Annotated in this window: 16 protein-coding genes and 1 tRNA gene; 10 read left to right on the top strand and 7 right to left on the bottom strand. The window is 55.4% G+C overall.

Annotated elements, in window-relative coordinates; translation table 11 throughout:
• Positions 1 to 912 (top strand): glycosyltransferase family 2 protein, encoded by a 912-nt coding sequence (locus ACQKLP_RS16270; RefSeq protein WP_427323830.1) that lies wholly within the window; start codon positions 1 to 3, stop codon positions 910 to 912.
• Between the two features lie 79 nt (positions 913 to 991).
• On the top strand, positions 992 to 1,945 hold the full coding sequence (locus ACQKLP_RS16265; protein WP_427323828.1) for a hypothetical protein: 954 nt from the start codon (positions 992 to 994) through the stop codon (positions 1,943 to 1,945).
• A 65-nt stretch (positions 1,946 to 2,010) separates the two neighbouring features.
• Here the strand turns inward: ACQKLP_RS16265 and ACQKLP_RS16260 are convergent, their stop codons facing one another.
• Positions 2,011 to 4,527, bottom strand: coding sequence for a YfhO family protein (locus tag ACQKLP_RS16260; RefSeq protein WP_427323826.1), 2,517 nt, complete (start codon positions 4,525 to 4,527; stop codon positions 2,011 to 2,013).
• A gap of 120 nt (positions 4,528 to 4,647) precedes the next feature.
• Between ACQKLP_RS16260 and ACQKLP_RS16255 the strand changes: the two genes are divergently transcribed.
• From ACQKLP_RS16255 to ACQKLP_RS16245, 3 genes are read left to right on the top strand one after another with little or no spacing between them, the layout of a single operon-like run.
• Complete coding sequence (locus tag ACQKLP_RS16255) at positions 4,648 to 4,872, top strand: hypothetical protein (RefSeq protein ID WP_427323824.1); 225 nt, start codon at positions 4,648 to 4,650, stop codon at positions 4,870 to 4,872.
• A complete protein-coding gene (locus ACQKLP_RS16250; protein WP_427323823.1) occupies positions 4,869 to 5,663 on the top strand; it encodes a queuosine precursor transporter in 795 nt (264 codons plus the stop codon). Before ACQKLP_RS16255 ends, ACQKLP_RS16250 begins: the two co-directional genes overlap by 4 nt.
• Positions 5,664 to 5,674: 11 nt before the next feature.
• Positions 5,675 to 6,124, top strand: a complete 450-nt coding sequence (locus tag ACQKLP_RS16245; RefSeq protein ID WP_427323822.1) for an NUDIX domain-containing protein — start codon at positions 5,675 to 5,677, stop codon at positions 6,122 to 6,124.
• On the opposite strand, the gene ACQKLP_RS16240 is transcribed toward ACQKLP_RS16245, so the two are convergent.
• The 3 genes from ACQKLP_RS16240 to ACQKLP_RS16230 are packed head-to-tail and all read right to left on the bottom strand — an operon-like array spanning position 6,121 to position 8,793.
• Complete coding sequence (locus tag ACQKLP_RS16240; protein WP_427323821.1) at positions 6,121 to 7,059, bottom strand: magnesium transporter CorA family protein; 939 nt, start codon at positions 7,057 to 7,059, stop codon at positions 6,121 to 6,123. The two genes, ACQKLP_RS16245 and ACQKLP_RS16240, sit on opposite strands and share 4 nt — an antisense overlap.
• Before the next feature lie 44 nt (positions 7,060 to 7,103).
• Positions 7,104 to 7,883 (bottom strand): diaminopimelate epimerase, encoded by a 780-nt coding sequence (gene dapF, locus ACQKLP_RS16235; RefSeq protein WP_427323820.1) that lies wholly within the window; start codon positions 7,881 to 7,883, stop codon positions 7,104 to 7,106.
• Between the two features lie 34 nt (positions 7,884 to 7,917).
• Positions 7,918 to 8,793 (bottom strand): nucleoside phosphorylase, encoded by an 876-nt coding sequence (locus ACQKLP_RS16230; protein WP_427323819.1) that lies wholly within the window; start codon positions 8,791 to 8,793, stop codon positions 7,918 to 7,920.
• A 108-nt stretch (positions 8,794 to 8,901) separates the two neighbouring features.
• Here ACQKLP_RS16230 and ACQKLP_RS16225 point away from each other — a divergent pair.
• The 5 genes from ACQKLP_RS16225 (at position 8,902) to ACQKLP_RS16205 (ending at position 12,293) form a co-directional block, all read left to right on the top strand.
• Positions 8,902 to 8,972, top strand: a tRNA-Cys gene (locus ACQKLP_RS16225).
• 242 nt (positions 8,973 to 9,214) lie between these two features.
• A complete protein-coding gene (locus ACQKLP_RS16220; RefSeq protein ID WP_427323818.1) occupies positions 9,215 to 9,808 on the top strand; it encodes a Crp/Fnr family transcriptional regulator in 594 nt (197 codons plus the stop codon).
• 60 nt (positions 9,809 to 9,868) lie between these two features.
• A complete protein-coding gene (locus ACQKLP_RS16215) occupies positions 9,869 to 10,741 on the top strand; it encodes a pirin family protein (RefSeq protein WP_427323816.1) in 873 nt (290 codons plus the stop codon).
• A gap of 78 nt (positions 10,742 to 10,819) precedes the next feature.
• Positions 10,820 to 11,467: a hydrolase gene (locus ACQKLP_RS16210; protein ID WP_427323815.1), complete on the top strand. Its 648-nt coding sequence runs from the start codon at positions 10,820 to 10,822 to the stop codon at positions 11,465 to 11,467.
• Positions 11,468 to 11,792: 325 nt separating this feature from the next.
• Entirely contained in the window at positions 11,793 to 12,293 is a 501-nt protein-coding gene (locus ACQKLP_RS16205; RefSeq protein ID WP_427323814.1) for a hypothetical protein, read from the top strand.
• An 88-nt stretch (positions 12,294 to 12,381) separates the two neighbouring features.
• On the opposite strand, the gene ACQKLP_RS16200 is transcribed toward ACQKLP_RS16205, so the two are convergent.
• The 3 genes from ACQKLP_RS16200 to ACQKLP_RS16190 form a co-directional block, all read right to left on the bottom strand.
• Positions 12,382 to 14,754, bottom strand: a complete 2,373-nt coding sequence (locus ACQKLP_RS16200; RefSeq protein ID WP_427323813.1) for an ABC transporter permease — start codon at positions 14,752 to 14,754, stop codon at positions 12,382 to 12,384.
• Between the two features lie 228 nt (positions 14,755 to 14,982).
• On the bottom strand, positions 14,983 to 15,513 hold the full coding sequence (locus tag ACQKLP_RS16195; RefSeq protein WP_427323812.1) for a discoidin domain-containing protein: 531 nt from the start codon (positions 15,511 to 15,513) through the stop codon (positions 14,983 to 14,985).
• 3 nt (positions 15,514 to 15,516) lie between these two features.
• On the bottom strand, positions 15,517 to 17,043 hold the full coding sequence (locus tag ACQKLP_RS16190) for a RagB/SusD family nutrient uptake outer membrane protein (RefSeq protein WP_427323810.1): 1,527 nt from the start codon (positions 17,041 to 17,043) through the stop codon (positions 15,517 to 15,519).
• Positions 17,044 to 17,047: the final 4 nt, after the last annotated feature.

Genomic DNA, 17,047 nt, shown 5'->3' with positions numbered 1-17,047 from the left:
ATGAAGCCATTAACCGTCATCATCATCACCTATAACCGGCCAGACGATCTCCTGTTGCTGGTCCGTAACCTTGCTGCCCAAAAAAATGCGGATGCATTGCTGGAAGAAGTGATCATCGTCAATAACGCGTCTACCGCCGATTACAGCGAAGTAAAAGCCTTCATGGCCGCGCTTCCCTTTTTCCGCTACATCGAGTCCCCCGAAAACCTGGGCGTGGCCAGGGGGCGCAATCTCGGTATTTCACTCGCCAAATCGCCCGTGCTCGTTACGATCGACGACGACGCCTGGTTCCGTGACGATACCGCCCTGCAACACATCGCCGAAGCCTTCGATGGACCGTACCTGAGAGACCATCATGCAGGGATCCTCTGCTTCAAGGTGCTGTATGCCAGCACGGGACAGATGCAGGTGAACGCCTTTCCGCAGAAACAATTCGAAAAATATAAGAACAAGCCCCGGTTCCTGGCGCCCTACTTCATCGGCGCAGGACACGCCATTCTGAAGGAAGCGTACGACAAGGCTGGACTGTATCCTGAAGATTTCTTCTATGGTATGGAGGAATACGACCTCGCTTACCGCGTCATCGAGAACGGATTTACCATCGCTTACCTGTCGGATATCGTGGTGATGCACAACGAATCGCCCCTGGGCCGGACGCCGCATGCCGATAAAATGCGGATGCTGTGGGTGAATAAGGCGAAAGTGGCGTTCCGCTATCTCCCGAAATCGTGTTTCTATACCACCGCCATCATGTGGTCACTTGAATATTTGAAGAAAACGAAGTGGGACTGGATAGGTTGGAGGAAGGGTTGGAAATCGGTTTTCAACATACCCAGACAAGAAAAGCGTACGCCCCTGGGACCCGCCGCCCGCGTATATCTCCGGGAAACGGAAGCGCGCTTGTGGTATTGACCGCCGCAGTGTTTCGTTTCATTTTTCAGGGCCGATTCCATTATATTGTTGAGGTATTTCAAAACCCAAATACCTGTACATGCATTTAACCCGACTTTCTACCATGCTTTTGCTGGCTTCGTCCATCTCTTTGGCGTATTCCTGCAAGAAAAAAGACAATCCCTCGCCCAAAGTACCCGAAGTTGGCCCCGGATTCGCCGCTACCTACCGTAATGGCAACGATACGCTTCACCTGTTCGCAAAAAATCATGAAGGCAAGCTGCTCCATCGGTATTGGTCTAAAACCGGCGGCTGGACGGGATGGCAAGACCTCGGCGGCCGGATTACTTCAGAGCCCGCGGTGGTTTCCCGGAGCGCTTCGTCTATCAACGTTTTCGCGAAGGGAAATAATAATAACCTGGTGCACATCCGCTGGGTCAGGGACGAAGGCTGGAGCAATTGGACAGACCTGGAAGGCAATATCACCTCCGCACCGTCCGTAGCCTCCGGCCGGCCCGACAAAATGGAGGTTTACGCACTTGGCAACAACGGCCAGCTGCAATCGCGCACATATTGGGGCGACGAAAAAGTAGGGCATTTCCTGCCCTGGGAAGACCATGGCGGTAAATTCGCGGACGCACCCGCGGCCGTTTACCATGGAATCGATACCGTGCATATTTTTGGCCGCAGCGTTGATAACAAGCTGATCCACCGCACCCGGATAACCGGCCAGCCATGGTCGAACACGGAGGTGGTAGGCGGCAATATCCAGGGTGCGCCTGTGGCCGTTGTCAGGGGGCTTAGAACGATACAGGTTTTTGTGAAGGGAGCTGCCAATAACCTGCAAATCATCGAATGGAACAATTACGGCTACGCCTACCTCCCCTGGAGCACCTGGGGCGACCTCGGCGGCGATTTCAGGAGCATACCCGCGGCGGTGTCGAAGCAGGCGAGCCATATTGAAGTATTTGCCGGAGACGCCAATGGCACGATCCAGCAAGCTAACTGGATCGAAGCCAGCAACACCTGGAGCCCCTGGGCGCCGTTGCACTAGTTCGGCCAGGATAAAAAAAAGCCCGGTGATCATCGATCGCCGGGCTTTTTCTTTATAAGTGAAAATTACTTCGCTTTGTTGGACGGTTTGCCGCTTTCGGGCGCTACTTCCTTGCCGGCATTGGCTTTCCGCTGGCGGATAATCTCGAAAGCGATGGCCAGGGCGAGGAGGATCAGCATGGCGATAGACGAAAACGCCGTGATCTTGTTGCCCAGGTAATAGCTGCGCGGCTCGAATTTCATGACGATGTCGTGATCGCCCGCGGGGATTTTGGCGGCGCGCAGGAGGTAGTTCGCACGGAGGATTTCTTCTTCCTTACCGTCGATGAACAGTTTCCAACCTGCGGGATAGTAGATCTCCGAGAACACTGCGAGGCCGGCCTTGCTGTTGGAGCTGCGGTAATGCAGCTCGTTGAGGCCGTATTTGGTAAGCCGGATGTGGCTGGCGGAATCTTTTGCGGGAACGAGGCCGTTCAGCGAAGGGCGGAACCGCTCGTCGACCACGGCGGCATGCGCGGTGGGCAGGCTGTCGAGCGTTTTCATTTCCGCATCGGCGTTCTTCGCCCACACGAGGCTGTCTACGAACCAGGCGTTGCCGAGTGCTTCGGGGTTGCGCTGGTAGGAAAGCTGGCCCTGCGGGGTCTGGAAGATGACGTATTTGGTGTTGAGCATGTTCACCACGCCCGGGGTGCCTTTAGACAGCTGATGCTCGATCAGGTCCTGGTAACGGGCGAGCTTCACGGGGCTATAACCGCCCACGCTCTTATGGTGGTACGAACTGATGGCGTCTTCGAAACGGGCGGTATTGAAAACGCGGTAATACGGATCGGGATCTTTCTTGATCTCGATATCCACGGGAGACGGCGCAAAAATGGCGCTATAGTCAGACGGGGTTACATAATTTTCTTTCCCGAGGTAGCGGTTGGAGATCCACATCTGGTCAACGGCTACGAGGCCGGCAAGGATGGCGAGCGCGGGCATTGCGGCCAGCCGGCCTTTCAGCCAGGCCCAGCAAAGAGCGAACGCGGCCACGATGAAGAAGAGGCTCCTCAGCGCATCGATCCGCAGCAGCGAAGCACGGTCTGCCTTCAGGGCGGTGATGATCTGGCCGAGCATATTCTGGTCGCCACCCACGAACTGGCTGAAATATTGCAGCGCGAAATCCTGGCTGTGGGTGAAAGACAGTACCCCGAAAGAGCAGACCACGAGCAGCAGCGCGAGGCCGCCGGTCACGTACAGCGCTTTCTTCAGGTCTTTCATCGCCAGCGTTTTATCCTGCGCGTCGGTCATCAGCTGGTTGAGCCCCCAACATGCGAAGAAGGGCACCAGTACCTGCGGGATCACCAAAGCCTGCGCCGGCGCGCGGAATTTATTGTACAGCGGGAGATGGTCGAACAGGAAATAGTTGATAAAGGAAAGATTGCTGCCCCAGGCAAGCACCACGCCCACGATACAGGCCGCCACGATCCACCATTTATTGAAGTCTTTCACGATGAACAGCGCCAGCACGAAGAAGAACAGTATGATAGCGCCCCAGTACACGCCGCCGTCGGTCATCGGTTGCGAGCCCCAGTAGCGCGGCATGTTCTTTACGAACTCGTTGGCCTGCGCTTCGGGAACGCCCATGGTGGTCAGTTGCTTGTGCATTTCGCCGTTGTCGGGCAGCGGGCCGGTGGAAGGACCGCCGTAGAGGTTGGGCGCCACGATGGTTAAGGTTTCGAAAATACCTTCGCTCCAGTTGAAAGCGTAGCTTTTATCGAGGCCGCCTTTCGTTTTATCGCTTTCCGTTCCGGCGGCGGGCGTCAGTTCGCTGTGGCCGCCGCGCATGGTGTATTTGCCGAATTCGGTGGTGGTCCAGATAGTAACGGTGCTGGGGAGAACGGACAATGCGCCGAAAACCAGCAGTGTTCCCGTGGCTTTCAGGAATTGGGGCACCTGTCGGGTCTTGACGGCATGAACGAGATAGCCGATCCCTATGCAAAGGCACACCAGCAGCATATAATAAACCATCTGGTAGTGGCCGGATGTGATCATGAGGCACAGCGTGATACAGGTAATGATCCCGCCGATGAAATATTTGCCGCGGTAGGCGAGGAGGATGCCTGCGAGCAGGGGGGCCATGTACGCGATGGTAAACATCTTCGTATCGTGCCCCGCCGCGATGATCATCGCGTTATACGAACCGAACCCGAAGGCGATGGCCCCCATCACCGCGATCCACCACCTGAAATTCATGACAGACAGCAGGAAATAAAAACCGATCATCGCCAGGAAATAAAAGTTCACCGGCTTCGGCAAACCCAGCGTGAAGATCTCGTGCAGGTAATACGTAAAGTTGTCCTGCGCCATATAGATCTGGTATGTAGGCATCCCGCCAAACATGGCGTTGGTCCACACAGGATTAATGCCTGTGCTGTCATGATATGCACGCGCTTCCTGGGACATGCCCTTCCACGACACGTTATCGGTCTGCCGCAATTCCATGTCGTTCAACACGGGCGAGCAGAACAGGAACGCGAGCCCCAGGAAGATCAGGATGGCATACACATGTTTCAGGAGGCCTTTTTGCCAAGTTTGTTGCATCGGGTTTTTCCGGTTTAGTTGTAAAAGAATCCAAAATAACTGTATTTTATCCGAAATTTCAATATGAGGCTCGTCCGCTTTCTGATAAAATTGAGCTTTATCTGTAATATCTGCTACTGGTTGGGTTTTGTCATCCGGATGATGGGAGATCCCGAAGCGTGGGACTTCCTCGTCAAGCACGTCACCATCCTCGGCTGGCTCGTGGCCGCGCCCCTCAATATCGTCACCATTCTCCTCACCATCGTCATGCTGCTGCTGAAAAAGGTGCGTTTTGCCGGTATTCATCCATACGTTTTTGTACTGAATGTCATTACTTTGCTTTTCCAACTCGTATCCCCCATATGATTACCAATATATTGAAAGACAAGCCCACCCGGGTTTTCATCATTCTCGCCGGCATTTTCGTGGCCAACGCCCTCATCGCCGAGATCATCGGCGTCAAGATCTTTTCGCTGGAAGCCACCTTCGGCCTGAGCCCCGTGAACATCATGATCTTTGGCGACGCGTACAGTTTCAACATGACCGCCGGCGTACTGCTCTGGCCCGTCGTTTTTATCATGACCGATATCATCAATGAATATTTCGGCGTGAAAGGCGTCCGTTTCCTGTCGTACCTCACCGCCGCGCTCATCGCCTTCGCTTTCATCATCTTTTACATCGCCATCCGCCTCGATCCCGCCGCATTCTTCGTGACCAGCAAAGTGGAAGCCGGCGTCCCGGATATGGACAAGGCGTACGGGCAGATCCTCGGCCAGGGCTCCATGATCATCATCGCGTCGCTCACGGCTTTTCTGCTGGGGCAGTTGGTAGACGTGTTCACGTTCCACAAGATCAAAAAAGTGACCGGAGAGGGGAAAATCTGGCTCCGTTCTACCGGCTCCACGCTTGTTTCGCAACTCATCGACTCGTTCGTAGTGCTGTTTTGCGCGTTCTACCTGTTCCCGCTCATCGCCGGTCAAAAAGGACAGGTGTGGCCGCTGGGACTGGTGATCAGTGTATGCATCATCAATTACATCTATAAATTCACGGTCGCCATCGTGCTCACACCGGTCATCTATTGGGTCCACGGCATCATCGAAAGATACCTGGGCCATGAACTGGCGGGGGAAATGAAGCGTGCGGCCATGAACCGGTAAATATTTCAAAAATGCCTCAGTTTACGGTCCGTGTATACGGTATCATGATCAATGAAAAGAAACAGGTGCTCGTGAGCGACGAGTACATCCGCGGCGGTTATTACACCAAATTCCCGGGCGGCGGGCTCGAGTTCGGCGAAGGAACGCTGGAATGCATGGTGCGGGAATGGCAGGAAGAGCTGCGGCAGGACGTGGAAGTGGTGGAACATATCTATACCACCGATTTTTTCCAGATATCCGCGTTCGACAATACCAACCAGATCATTTCCATTTACTATCTCGTAAAGCCGTTGTCGCCGTTCGTGGCGCCTTTGCTGGAGGAGCCTTTCGGGTTCGAGATCCCGGAAGGGGCAGACCAGGTGGAGGGTGTGAGATGGGTGGATTGGGACGATTTTTCGGCACAGGCGGTAACCCTGCCGATCGACAAGGTGCTGGCGGATATCGTCAAATCAAAATACTAGAACCACTTTTTCTTCATGAAGTACCAGCTCATGACGATGGCCGTGATAATGGCGATCGTTACGGGGATGTAGAAGCTGTATTTGGAATGGGCGTAGGGGATTTCCACGTTCATTCCGTAAATGCTGGCTACGAGTACGGGCAGCGTGAGCACGATCGTGATGGACGTGAGGCGTTTCATCACGAAGTTGAGGTTGTTGGAGATGATGCTCGCAAACGCGTCCATGGTAGAGGAAAGGATGTTGGTATAGATATTGGCCATTTCCAATGCCTGGGAAGTGTCTACGATGAGGTCGTGCAGGAATTCCTTTTCGTCTTCGTTGAGGCCGAGGAAGTTGGTGCGTTCCAGCTTCATGAGAAGCAGTTCGTTGCTGCGCAGGGCGGTGACGAAGTATACGAGGGATTTCTGGATGCGCATAAGGTACAGCAGTTCCTCGTTCCGGTTGGAGTCGTAGAGCTTCTGTTCGAGCAGATTGCGGCGCTGGTTGATCTCCTTGAGGTAATCGAGGAAGTTCATGACCACTTTCTCGAAAATCTTCAGCACCATCATGTTCCGCTTTTCGGGATGGCGGTTGTGGAAGGTGTTGAGGAATTTCTTGATGGCGGCGTTGTCGAAGGAATTGACGGTTACGATCTGGTTGTGGGTGAGGATGATCACGATGGGGATCGTGATGTAGTAGCTGTCGCTTTCGTTGATGGAGTTATTTTCCGTGGGGGTTTTGAGAACGATGAGCTTCACATTGTCTTCCAGCTCGAAACGGCTTTTTTCGTCGATATCCAGCGAGTCGGTCAAAAAGTCCAGCGGGATGTCCAGCTCTTCCGACAGCTGTTCGAACTCGGATTGTTTCAACGGCGGGGTAATATTCACCCAGGCGCCGTTGTCCGGCTCCTTGATTTCCACCGTACGGGCATCGATATTTATGAAGTACTGGATCATCCGGGCGCAAAGGTAACGGAATTAATTTACCAAAAGCGGGCCGCCTAAATTTTAATATTTCCTTCAAATACAGGCGTGGCGGGGCCGCAGAGCCATATGTCCTCGAAGCTGCGCTCGCCCGTCCGCAGGTACCTGACTTCCAGGTGTCCGCCGAGGGTTTCCACGGGGATGGCGTACTGTCCGGCTTCGCCGGGGGCGGCGGTGAGGGCGGCGGCGGTAACGCCGGTGCCGCAGGAATAGGTCTCGTCTTCCACGCCGCGCTCATAGGTGCGCACGAAAATGCCCTGGTCGGTTTCCTGCACGAAGTTAACGTTGGTGCCCACGGCGGCGAAGCGCTCGTTGTAGCGGATACCGCGCCCTTCTTCGTATACGTCCACTTCCTGGATATCGGTCACGAAGCGCACGAAATGCGGGGAGCCGGTATTGAGGTAGAAATAGTTGTTCCCCATCTCCACCTGGTCCACATCCTTCATCTTCAACTCTACCCAGCCGTTGTCGCGGAATTTGGCGTCATGCTCGCCGTCAGACGCGATGAACCGGAGCGTATCGCCCTTAATGCCCATGTTCCGGGCGAAAGCGGTGAGGCACCGGCCGCCGTTCCCGCACATGCTGCCTTCGCGGCCGTCGGAATTGTAGTATTTCATCCGGAAGTCGTACCCGTCCTGGTTTTCCAGCATCATCAACCCGTCTGCCCCGATGCCGAAGCGGCGGTCGCACAAATGTTCGATCTGTTCGGTCGTAAGGCCGGAATATTCGCCGGAACGGTTGTCTACGATCACGAAATCGTTCCCTGTTCCCTGGTATTTATAGAAATGGATCTGCATGATGGGGCAAAGTTACGCATTGTTGCGGTGGGATTCAAGCGGCGATGATGGGAAGGGCGGTGGTAATGAGTTTTTCCACCGCGGCGTTCCCGTCTGCGCTGAATTCGCCCCTCACGCGATTGGCCACGATGGCGCTCAGCGACAGGCAACGGTGCCCGAAAACGCGCCCCAGCCCGTATATCCCCGAAGTTTCCATTTCGAAGTTCGTGATGCGCTGGTTTTCGAAAGAGAACCTGCCCAGCTGGTCGATCAGCTCGGGGTGGGACAGCGCGCCACGGAGCTGGCGGCCTTGCGGGGCGTAGAATCCCGGGCAGGTAACGGTGATGCCGGAATGGAACCCTTCGCCGAAAAGCCCCAGTAATTCCGGCGCGGCCTCGAACAGGTAAGGCCTGGCGGCGTGGGGCTGAAGCCGCACCTGCCCGCGGAAGGCTTCCAGGAGCTGGAGCTCCTCGGGCGTATTGTGCCAGGTATAATACGGTAGCAGGTTATCGAGCCCGATGGCGTGCGACGAAGCCACGAAACTATCGACCGGGATATGTTCCTGCAGCGAGCCCGACGTTCCCAGCCGAACGATCCGCAGGCTGGTCAGGGAGTCCTTGATCTGCCGGGTCCCGAAATCGATGTTCACCAGGGCGTCGAGTTCGTTGAGGACGATGTCGATATTGTCTGTCCCGATCCCGGTCGATACCACCGAGATCCGCGTGTTGCCGACGTACCCGGTGTGGGTGACGAACTCGCGGTGCCGGAATTGCCCTTCCACCCGGTCGAAATGTTTGCTGACGTTCGCAACCCGGTCAGGATCGCCCACGGTAATGATGGTGTGCGCGATTTCTTCGGGCCTGACGTCCAAATGGTAAACGGCCCCGCGGGCGTTGAGGATCAGTTCTGATGCGGCAATTCCTGTTGACATAAATCGATTTTTTTTATTCCGTAAAGAAATATCTTGTAATCAGATTTGGCAAATATCTAAAATTTACTACTTTTGCAGTCCATCAAAAACGGATGGGCACAAAAACAAGGTACCGTGGCCGAGAGGCTAGGCAGAGGTCTGCAAAACCTCGTACAGCGGTTCGAATCCGCTCGGTACCTCGAAAATCCCCGTAAAACCCGCCCTCGTGGCGGGTTTTACATTTTCCGGAAGTGACTGCAAAAGTGCCAACATCCTGCAGTCTAATTTCAAACAACGTATTAACGGGAATTTGGTTGTATTTCGCAGCAGGATGCCGTATTCCGGCAGCAGTGCAGCGCAAAATTCATGCTTGATCGCCCTCCGCTGGTAAAATTCCGGAATTTTCCATGCCGTATCTTTGCAGCAGTTTCAAACTTTGTGCATGGCATCGTCCCGACTGGCGGAATACCTCGCCAACAATACCCACATCGGCATCGAAAGCGCTACAGAACTGGCAGCTTCCCTGAAAACCGTTACCGTGCCCAAAGGCGCATTCCTGCTCCGGCAGGGCGAAGTATGCCGGAATTCTTTTTTCGTGGAAGAAGGATTGCTGCGGTATTATTCCATCGACGATAAAGGAAAGGAACATATCCTGCAGTTTGCGCCGGAAAGCTGGATCGTGTCTGACCGGGAAAGCGTGTATTTCGGGCATCCTTCGAAATATTTCATCCAGGCGCTGGAAGACAGCCGCGTGATTTCGCTCGACGAAGCCTTCGTGCTGGAAATCTCACGCCGCGATCCCGCGTTCACCGAAGCCAATAACCGCCTGCTCCATAATCATATCCGCCATTTGCAGGACCGCGTCAATGAACTGCTCAGTTTTACGGCCGAAGCGCGCTATCTCCGTTTTATCGAATTATATCCCAGTCTTTTGCTGCGCGTCCCCCAATCCATGGTCGCTTCCTATCTCGGCATCGCACCCGAAAGCCTCAGCCGCGTCCGCAAGGAAATGGCCCAGCGCCATCACGGATCTTAACATAGGTCAATGGACGGGCAGGGCCGCCCGTCGTAGTTTTGCTGTAGAAAATTAAAAACTATGGCAAAGAAAAATATCGAAAAAGTCATCGCGCCCCGGGCGCCTCATTTCGTGGGCGACGGCTTCCGCGTACATAATTTTATTCCGAGCGGGATGACCCAGCAGCGGACAGACCCCTTCATCATGCTCGATTACAACTCCACCTGGAACGTGCCGGCAGGCAACGAGCCGAAAGGCGTGGGCGTGCATCCGCACCGCGGCTTCGAAACCGTGACCATCGCGTATAAAGGCCGCGTGGAACATGCAGACAGCAGCGGCGGCGGCGGCGTGATCGGCGAGGGCGACGTGCAATGGATGACGGCCGCTTCCGGCGTGCTGCACAAGGAATTCCACGAAAAGGAATGGAGCCGTAAGGGTGGGGATTTCCAGATGGTACAGCTGTGGGTGAACCTCCCCGCGAAAGATAAAATGAGCCCGCCCAAATACCAGGCCCTGAAGCACGAAAACATGGCGAAATCGGCTTTGCCCGGCGGAAAAGGGTATGTGGAAGTGATCGCCGGGGAATTTAATGGCACCAAAGGCAGCGCCACCACTTTTTCGCCCGTGCATTTGTACAACGTGTACCTGCAACCCGGTGGCGATGCGGCATTCAGCTTCCCCGCAGGCTATACTACAGGTCTCCTCGTGATCAAGGGGGCGGTGCAGGTAAATGGCGATACGCCCGTGGCGCAAGACCATTTCGTACTGTTCACCAACGATGGGGAAGAAGTGCAGGTATCTGCTTCGGAAGACGCTACCGTACTGCTTTTGAGCGGTGAGCCGCTGCGAGAGCCCATCGTGTCTTACGGTCCGTTCGTGATGAACACCGAAAAAGAGATCGAGGAAGCGATCCGCGATTTCAACACCGGTAAATTCGGTTACCTCGAAGATTGATATTGCGGCGGGTGCCGTTCGGGCGCCCGCTATCCAGAAAATACTCATCATTATTTACATCACTTAAATCGGATTGCTATGGCTAGTTTACCCATCCGCGATCAGCAGCACGACCATCTGCTGACGCCGGAGAATGCAGCGCTGATCATCATCGATTACCAACCGGTACAGGTTAATTCCATCGCCTCGATGGACCGGCAGTTGCTGGTTAACAACATCACCGGCGTAGCCCGGATGGCGAAGTTGTACGGCCTCCCGATCGTATTGTCTACGGTGAACGTGAAAACCGGGTTCAATAAGGAAACGATCCCGCAATTGAAGCGGGAGCTGGATGGCGTTCCTTCTTACGACCGTACCACGATCAATTCCTGGGAAGATGCGGAATTCCTGGCAGCGGTGAAAGCCACCGGCCGGAAGAAACTCATCATGACCGCGCTGTGGACGGAAGCCTGTCTTTCGTTCCCCGCATTGGATGCGCTCAAGGAAGGATACGAAGTATACCCGGTCGTGGACGCGGTAGGCGGTACCTCGCTGGCGGCGCACGAAGCGGCTTTGCGCCGGATGGAGCAGGCGGGCGCGCAATTGACGAGCGTTCCGCAGCTGTTCTGCGAACTGCAGCGCGACTGGGCCCGGTCGGCCACGGTCCCGGGATTCATGGAACTGTTCATAAAAACGGGCGGTACCGCGGGGATCCAGTTCTCGTACGACCGTACCGAATCCAAATAACGCCTCATGGCGGACCATATCCTGCATCCGGCTCCCTTGGGGCCGGATGTTCGTTTCAGCCCCATGCGGATGGTTGCAATTGGTTTTTAACGGATTTTATTTACTTACAATTTCTTTAATAATAGTGTAGATTGTATTGAAAATTGATTAAATTGTATTGATATCAGTGGAAGGCTTACGTTTCCTTAAACTTTTCAATTTCTTAACGCTGCAGGCGCAGCCGTGAGCCGGGGTAGCCGTAAATTGTTGTTCGTTGGCCGGAAAGTTCGGTTTGTGTAACCAGGGGAACCATATTCGTTTATTTAAAACCCTCAATAAAAGCTCCATGAAAACAATCCTGAAACTGGCGGTGGCTTCCATGTCCCTGTTGTTCCTGCCCGCCCTCGTGAAAGCCCAAAGCACCAACATCCTCGACGTCGTGAATGCGGAAAGGAAATTCGAAAAACACCTGAAAAACGCCGCCGATCCCTGCAACGATTTCGTCATTTCGTACATGGAATCCAGTTCCAATGGCCTGGGTGGCGGTTCCACGCTCTGCAACCATCCTTATGATTTCGACGATTATGTGAATACGTTCCGCGCCTGGCTGAACCAACCGTTTTCCGTAGGTGCCATCACGCTGCATTACGAGGTTTGGGACGGATCGGGCAACATCGTGTCGCAGGGGAATATTTACAATTTCTCCGACACGAATGCCTACGCGCTGCCGGCCTCGTTGCCGGTGGGTTTTTACAGCATCATCGCTACGGTGACGGTGAGCGGCTGCCCGGAAGTGAGCGAGTATTACGAACTGCCGGTCGAGTACGCCAATTGCGGCGGTAAATAAGTATTTCCTCTTTTTTGACCAATACGAAAAGCTCCGCCGGTTCATCCGGAGGAGCCTTTTCTTTTTCAGGGGTTGGCGATACGGAATGCTATTGTCTTAACGACTGCACCGGGTTGGCCAAAGCCGCTTTAATGGATTGAAAACTGATGGTCAGCAGTGTGATCGCCACCATGGCGCCACCGGCAATGAGGAACACATCTGCCCCGAAGCGCACCCGGTAGGCAAAGCCGTCCAGCCACTCGCGCATCACGTACCATACGAGCGGGAAAGCGATCAATGCCGCCAGCAGCAAGAGTTTGAGGAAGTCTCTCCAAAGCAGCAATACCACGCCGCCCACCGTTGCGCCCAGCACTTTCCGGATGCCGATTTCTTTGCGCCTTTTCTGCGCCGTAAACGCGGCCAGGCCAAACAGGCCCAGGCAAGAAATGAGGACCGCCAGCGCCGTGAAGTAGCGCGATAGCACGGCTACCTGGTGCTCGGAGGCATACATCGCCTGGTATTCATCGTCCATATAACTGAACTCGAAAACATGCCCTTTGAAGAACTGGTCGAACGTTTGACGGATGTTGGTCAGCGCGTTGGACGGATCGCCGTTCCCCAGCTTCACGATGATGTTGGGCATCACGGGGTAGGTCTGGAAGAAACACGGTCCCACGTTGTTGTACAGGGATTCGAAATTGAAATCGGCCGCGATCCCCACGATCCGGCGGTCCTGGTCCCAAAGCCGGACCGTTTTGCCGATGGGGTCGGGCAGGCCCATTTGCCGGATAGCCGTTTCGTTGAAGATGATTTCCTGCTGTGCCACCGCGCTTTCCGAAAAGTACCGTCCTGCTTTCAGTTGGATGCCGGTAGTTTGCAGGAAGCGAAAACCGACTTCCAGATTCGCGAGATTAACGCCCTTGCCGGAAGGTTTGCCGGGCCATTGCAGGTCGCCCACTTCGCCGTGCTTCCCGAGCAGGTTATGCCCGTAGCTGGAGGCGTCCGTCACGCCGGGCAACTGCCGCAGCGCGCCCACGAAACTTTCCGCCGCCGCGAGTTTGGCGGGCTCCATTTCCAGGGGGATTTCGAAATGTATGATGTGGCTGCGGTCGTAGCCGAGATGTTTATGCTGGATGTAGCGCACCTGCCGGTAAATAACGAGCACGGCGCAGATCGCTGCTACCGACAATGCAAACTGGAAAACGACCAGTCCTTTCCTTATCCAGGCTTCGCCGTTGCCCGCTTTGAAGCTTCCTTTCAACGCTGCTACGGGCCGGAAGCGGGAAATGTACCAGGCGGGATAGCTGCCTGCCAGCAAACCGGTAATCAAAATGATGGCCAGCATGGTCAGCACGAGTGGCAATTCGGGCCGCAATACGAGGCTTTTGCCGGTGAACTGGTTGAAGGCGGGCAACAGCAGCCCGATGAACAAAAGCGCCAGTATACCGGCGCAAACGCTCATGAGCATCGATTCGCCGAGATGTTGCAACACCAGGTGGCCACGGGTGGCGCCGGCCGCTTTACGGATGCCGGTTTCTTTCATCCGCCGGGCGGCCCTGGCGGTGGAGAGGTTCATGAAGTTGATACAGGCTATAAAGAGGATAAAAACCGCGATCAGCGTAAACAATCTTACATATGCGATGCGCCCGCCTTGCCGCACGCCGTTTTCGTACTGCCCGTACAGGTACCGGTCCGCGAAAGGCCGCGCGAATAATGTACTGCCTTCGTGTTGCTTCCGGTCCTGGAAAAAGTGTTCGAGTTTCTTTGTAAATGCGGCAAGGTCCGCGTCTTTACGGAGCAGTACGTAAGTAGCCGGATCGCTGTTCCCCCATTCGCGCAACCCGGCGCGTTTTTCAAGGAAGCTCTCGAAACCGAGGAGGATATCGAAAGGTTGGGAATTGGCAGCCTGCGCTTGCGCGAACACGGCCGTCACAACATATTTGCCGCTGAATTCATCCAGCTGGAAGTCGGCCGACCGGCCAATGGGGTCCACGCCGGGGAACAGGCGCGCCGCCAGCTCGTCGGATATGGCAATGGTGCGGCCGTCGTTGAAAAGCCTGGCCGTGTCGCCGCTCAAAACGGGATAGCTGAACATCCTGAAAAAACCTGCACTGGCAAATTGTGCGTTCGCCTTCATGCGAATATCCCCGTTGGCAATGCCGGCCCTCGCCGAAAACCAGGAAGGCGTCATCACGGTGGCGGCTTCTTCCACTTCGGGAAATTCCGCTTTCAGCGCTGCCGCCAGCGGACCGGGCGTATTGGGCGTTGTTTCGATACCGTTTTCGTGGCGGATGTTTTGCATCACCTGGTACAACCGCTTGTCTGCGGTGTGGAAGTGGTCCATGGCCAGTTCGTCTACCGTCCATAGCCAGATCAGTAATGCGCAGGCCAGGCTGATGGAAAGGCCCAGCAGATTGATGATCGCGAACTGGCGGTCGTTCAGCAGGGAACGCCAGGCCATCTTGAAGTAATTGTACAACATGCCGACGGGTTTTGGTTGGGGGGATGAACAACGGCACCACCCGGGAACGGGGCACAACTGTTATGCCAGTATGTTAATCGGTTGTGTTTTCGCTTGTTAGCATTTCCGGCGTAAGCATATATGTCCGTTTCCGGACAGTGGAGTGTGCGGGAATGAGGAAGCCCGTGCGCTTGCGCGTCACGGGCTTCGGGGGTTCAGAGTAGCATCTACCGTTGGCAGGTATGATGATCATTTAGTTGTGTATACTTCTATTTCGGACAGGAAGGTTTTCCGGATGGGCCCCGCCAGCGCCGTGAGCCGCAGGTACCGGTACGTTCCGGAAGAGGGCACGGGATAGCTTTGGGCGGTACGCGTGGTGGGAACGAAAGCGAGATTGTCTTTCAGCAGCGTCCATGCAGCGCCGTCGGTGCTGCCTTCCAGCTTGAAGCGCGTCATCCCGTTGGCATCGTTCTGCCGGGCAATGATGTCGATCGTCACGAGATGGATGGCGTTTTTCATATCAACGGTGATGGAATGCGGGTAGGGCAACACGGTCGGGCAACCCTGCGAGCTCCAGTAAGTGGCGGTTTTACCGTCGAGCACGAGATTGGCCGTGGCGGTTTCGCAAGTGGTTTCCTCGCTGGAGGCGGTGGCGGTCCAGCCGGTGCGGTCGGCTTTCATCACGGTGGATTTGTCCTGGAAGAAAACGGCGTCGGCTTTGCCGCAACCTGCCGCCGCGATACATGCCATGAGATATAAATAGAGAATTGATGGTTTCATGCTTTACGGATTTTGGGTGAGGTTCGGGTTCACCAGGCGCTCGCGGTTGGGGATGAAATAGATCACCCGGTTGTCGGAGGGCAGGATGGTTTGCTGGATGTTGGTGCTGGGCGTGTTGTTGAGGGAATGCGTGCCGGGGTAATTCCTTTCCAGCGGACGATTGTTCCGGAACAGATCGTACGCCCGGTGCCCTTCGAACGCGAGCTCCAGTTGTCTTTCCTCCAATACTGCATCCAGTACGGATTTGCCGGCTGCGGCCAGACTGGCGAGGGTATGCAATCCTGTGCCGGAAAGCCCTGCGCGCTGGCGCAGCGTGTTCAGGTCGTCTACCGCCAGCTGCAGCCCTGCGCCGCCCTGTTTGGCGTTCGCTTCCGCGCGGATGAGGTACATCTCGGCCAGCCGCAGGTATACGGGCGAACTGAGGTTTACCAGGCCTTCCTGGTAATTGTACTTATTGATGTAATACATGGGCGTGTTGGGATTGAGGCGCGTATTCATCCGGATATTCGCCACGGGCACGGCGTACGGCCATCCCAGCACATCGCCGGCGTTGGTGTACGGGGAAATGAAGGCATGCCGGAGGTCGGCGGGCTGCTGATCGAGCAGGGCCATGTATTGGGTGGAAGCGTAAATCTCGCCCCAGCCGGTCTGTCCCTGGCCGCCTTCGCTGAAGTACATGGAGCCGATGGCGCTGAAGTCGCGGTTCTCGGCCTTGGTGTGGCGGATGCAGAAAATGGTCTCGCGGTTGTCTTCGGGCACGCTGCGGAAGTAATTCTTGTACGCATCGCCCGTCAGCAGGCCGTAGCGGCCGGAATTGATGACGAGATTGGCGAATTCGATGGCTTTGGCGTTGTTGCCCATATAGAGGTACACGCGGGCCAGGAGTGCCTGCGCCACTTCCTTCGACGCGAAATTGTTGCTTTTCCTTTCGGTCATCAGGTCGATGGCTTTAAGCAGATCGGCTACCACCTGGTCGTAGATTTCCTTCACGGAATTGCGGGCCGGCAGCTCGGTGGTGGTAGATTCCAGGATGAGGGGCACGGCTTCGTTGGTGCCGTTGCCCTGGGTATACGGCCGCCCGAAAATGCGGACGAGGTTGAAGTAGATCATGGCGCGGAGGTACAGGTTTTCGCCCTTCAGCTGCTTCATACCTGCCGAAGCCCCGTCCGGCGTAAATGCGATCACCTTGTTGGCGGCGTTCACTACGCCGTAAGATTGGCGCCAGACGTTGTTCACATGGCTCATATCCACCAAATGCGTATATCTGTACGCGTTAGACAGCGCATCCGAGGATGTCTGTGCCTGCGCGATATTGTCGCCCTGGTATTCCGATAAAAAGTGGAAGGAGCGCACATAGTCGGCGTTTTTGAGCACCGCGTAAGTGCCGATGGTGGCGGATTTCACGTCCGCCTCGTTTTTGAGCGCATCGTCCTCGTTCTTGGCGGTCGATGGCTCGAAGGTCTTCTTGCAGGCGGTGCCGAGGCTCAGGGCCAGCACGCCCAGCAGGAGAAAGCGGTATGTTGATGTCATTGTT

This window comes from Chitinophaga sp. NPDC101104 (assembly GCF_050277495.1).
Lineage (GTDB): Bacteria > Bacteroidota > Bacteroidia > Chitinophagales > Chitinophagaceae > Chitinophaga.
This window is presented reverse-complemented; position numbering and strand designations above follow the sequence as displayed.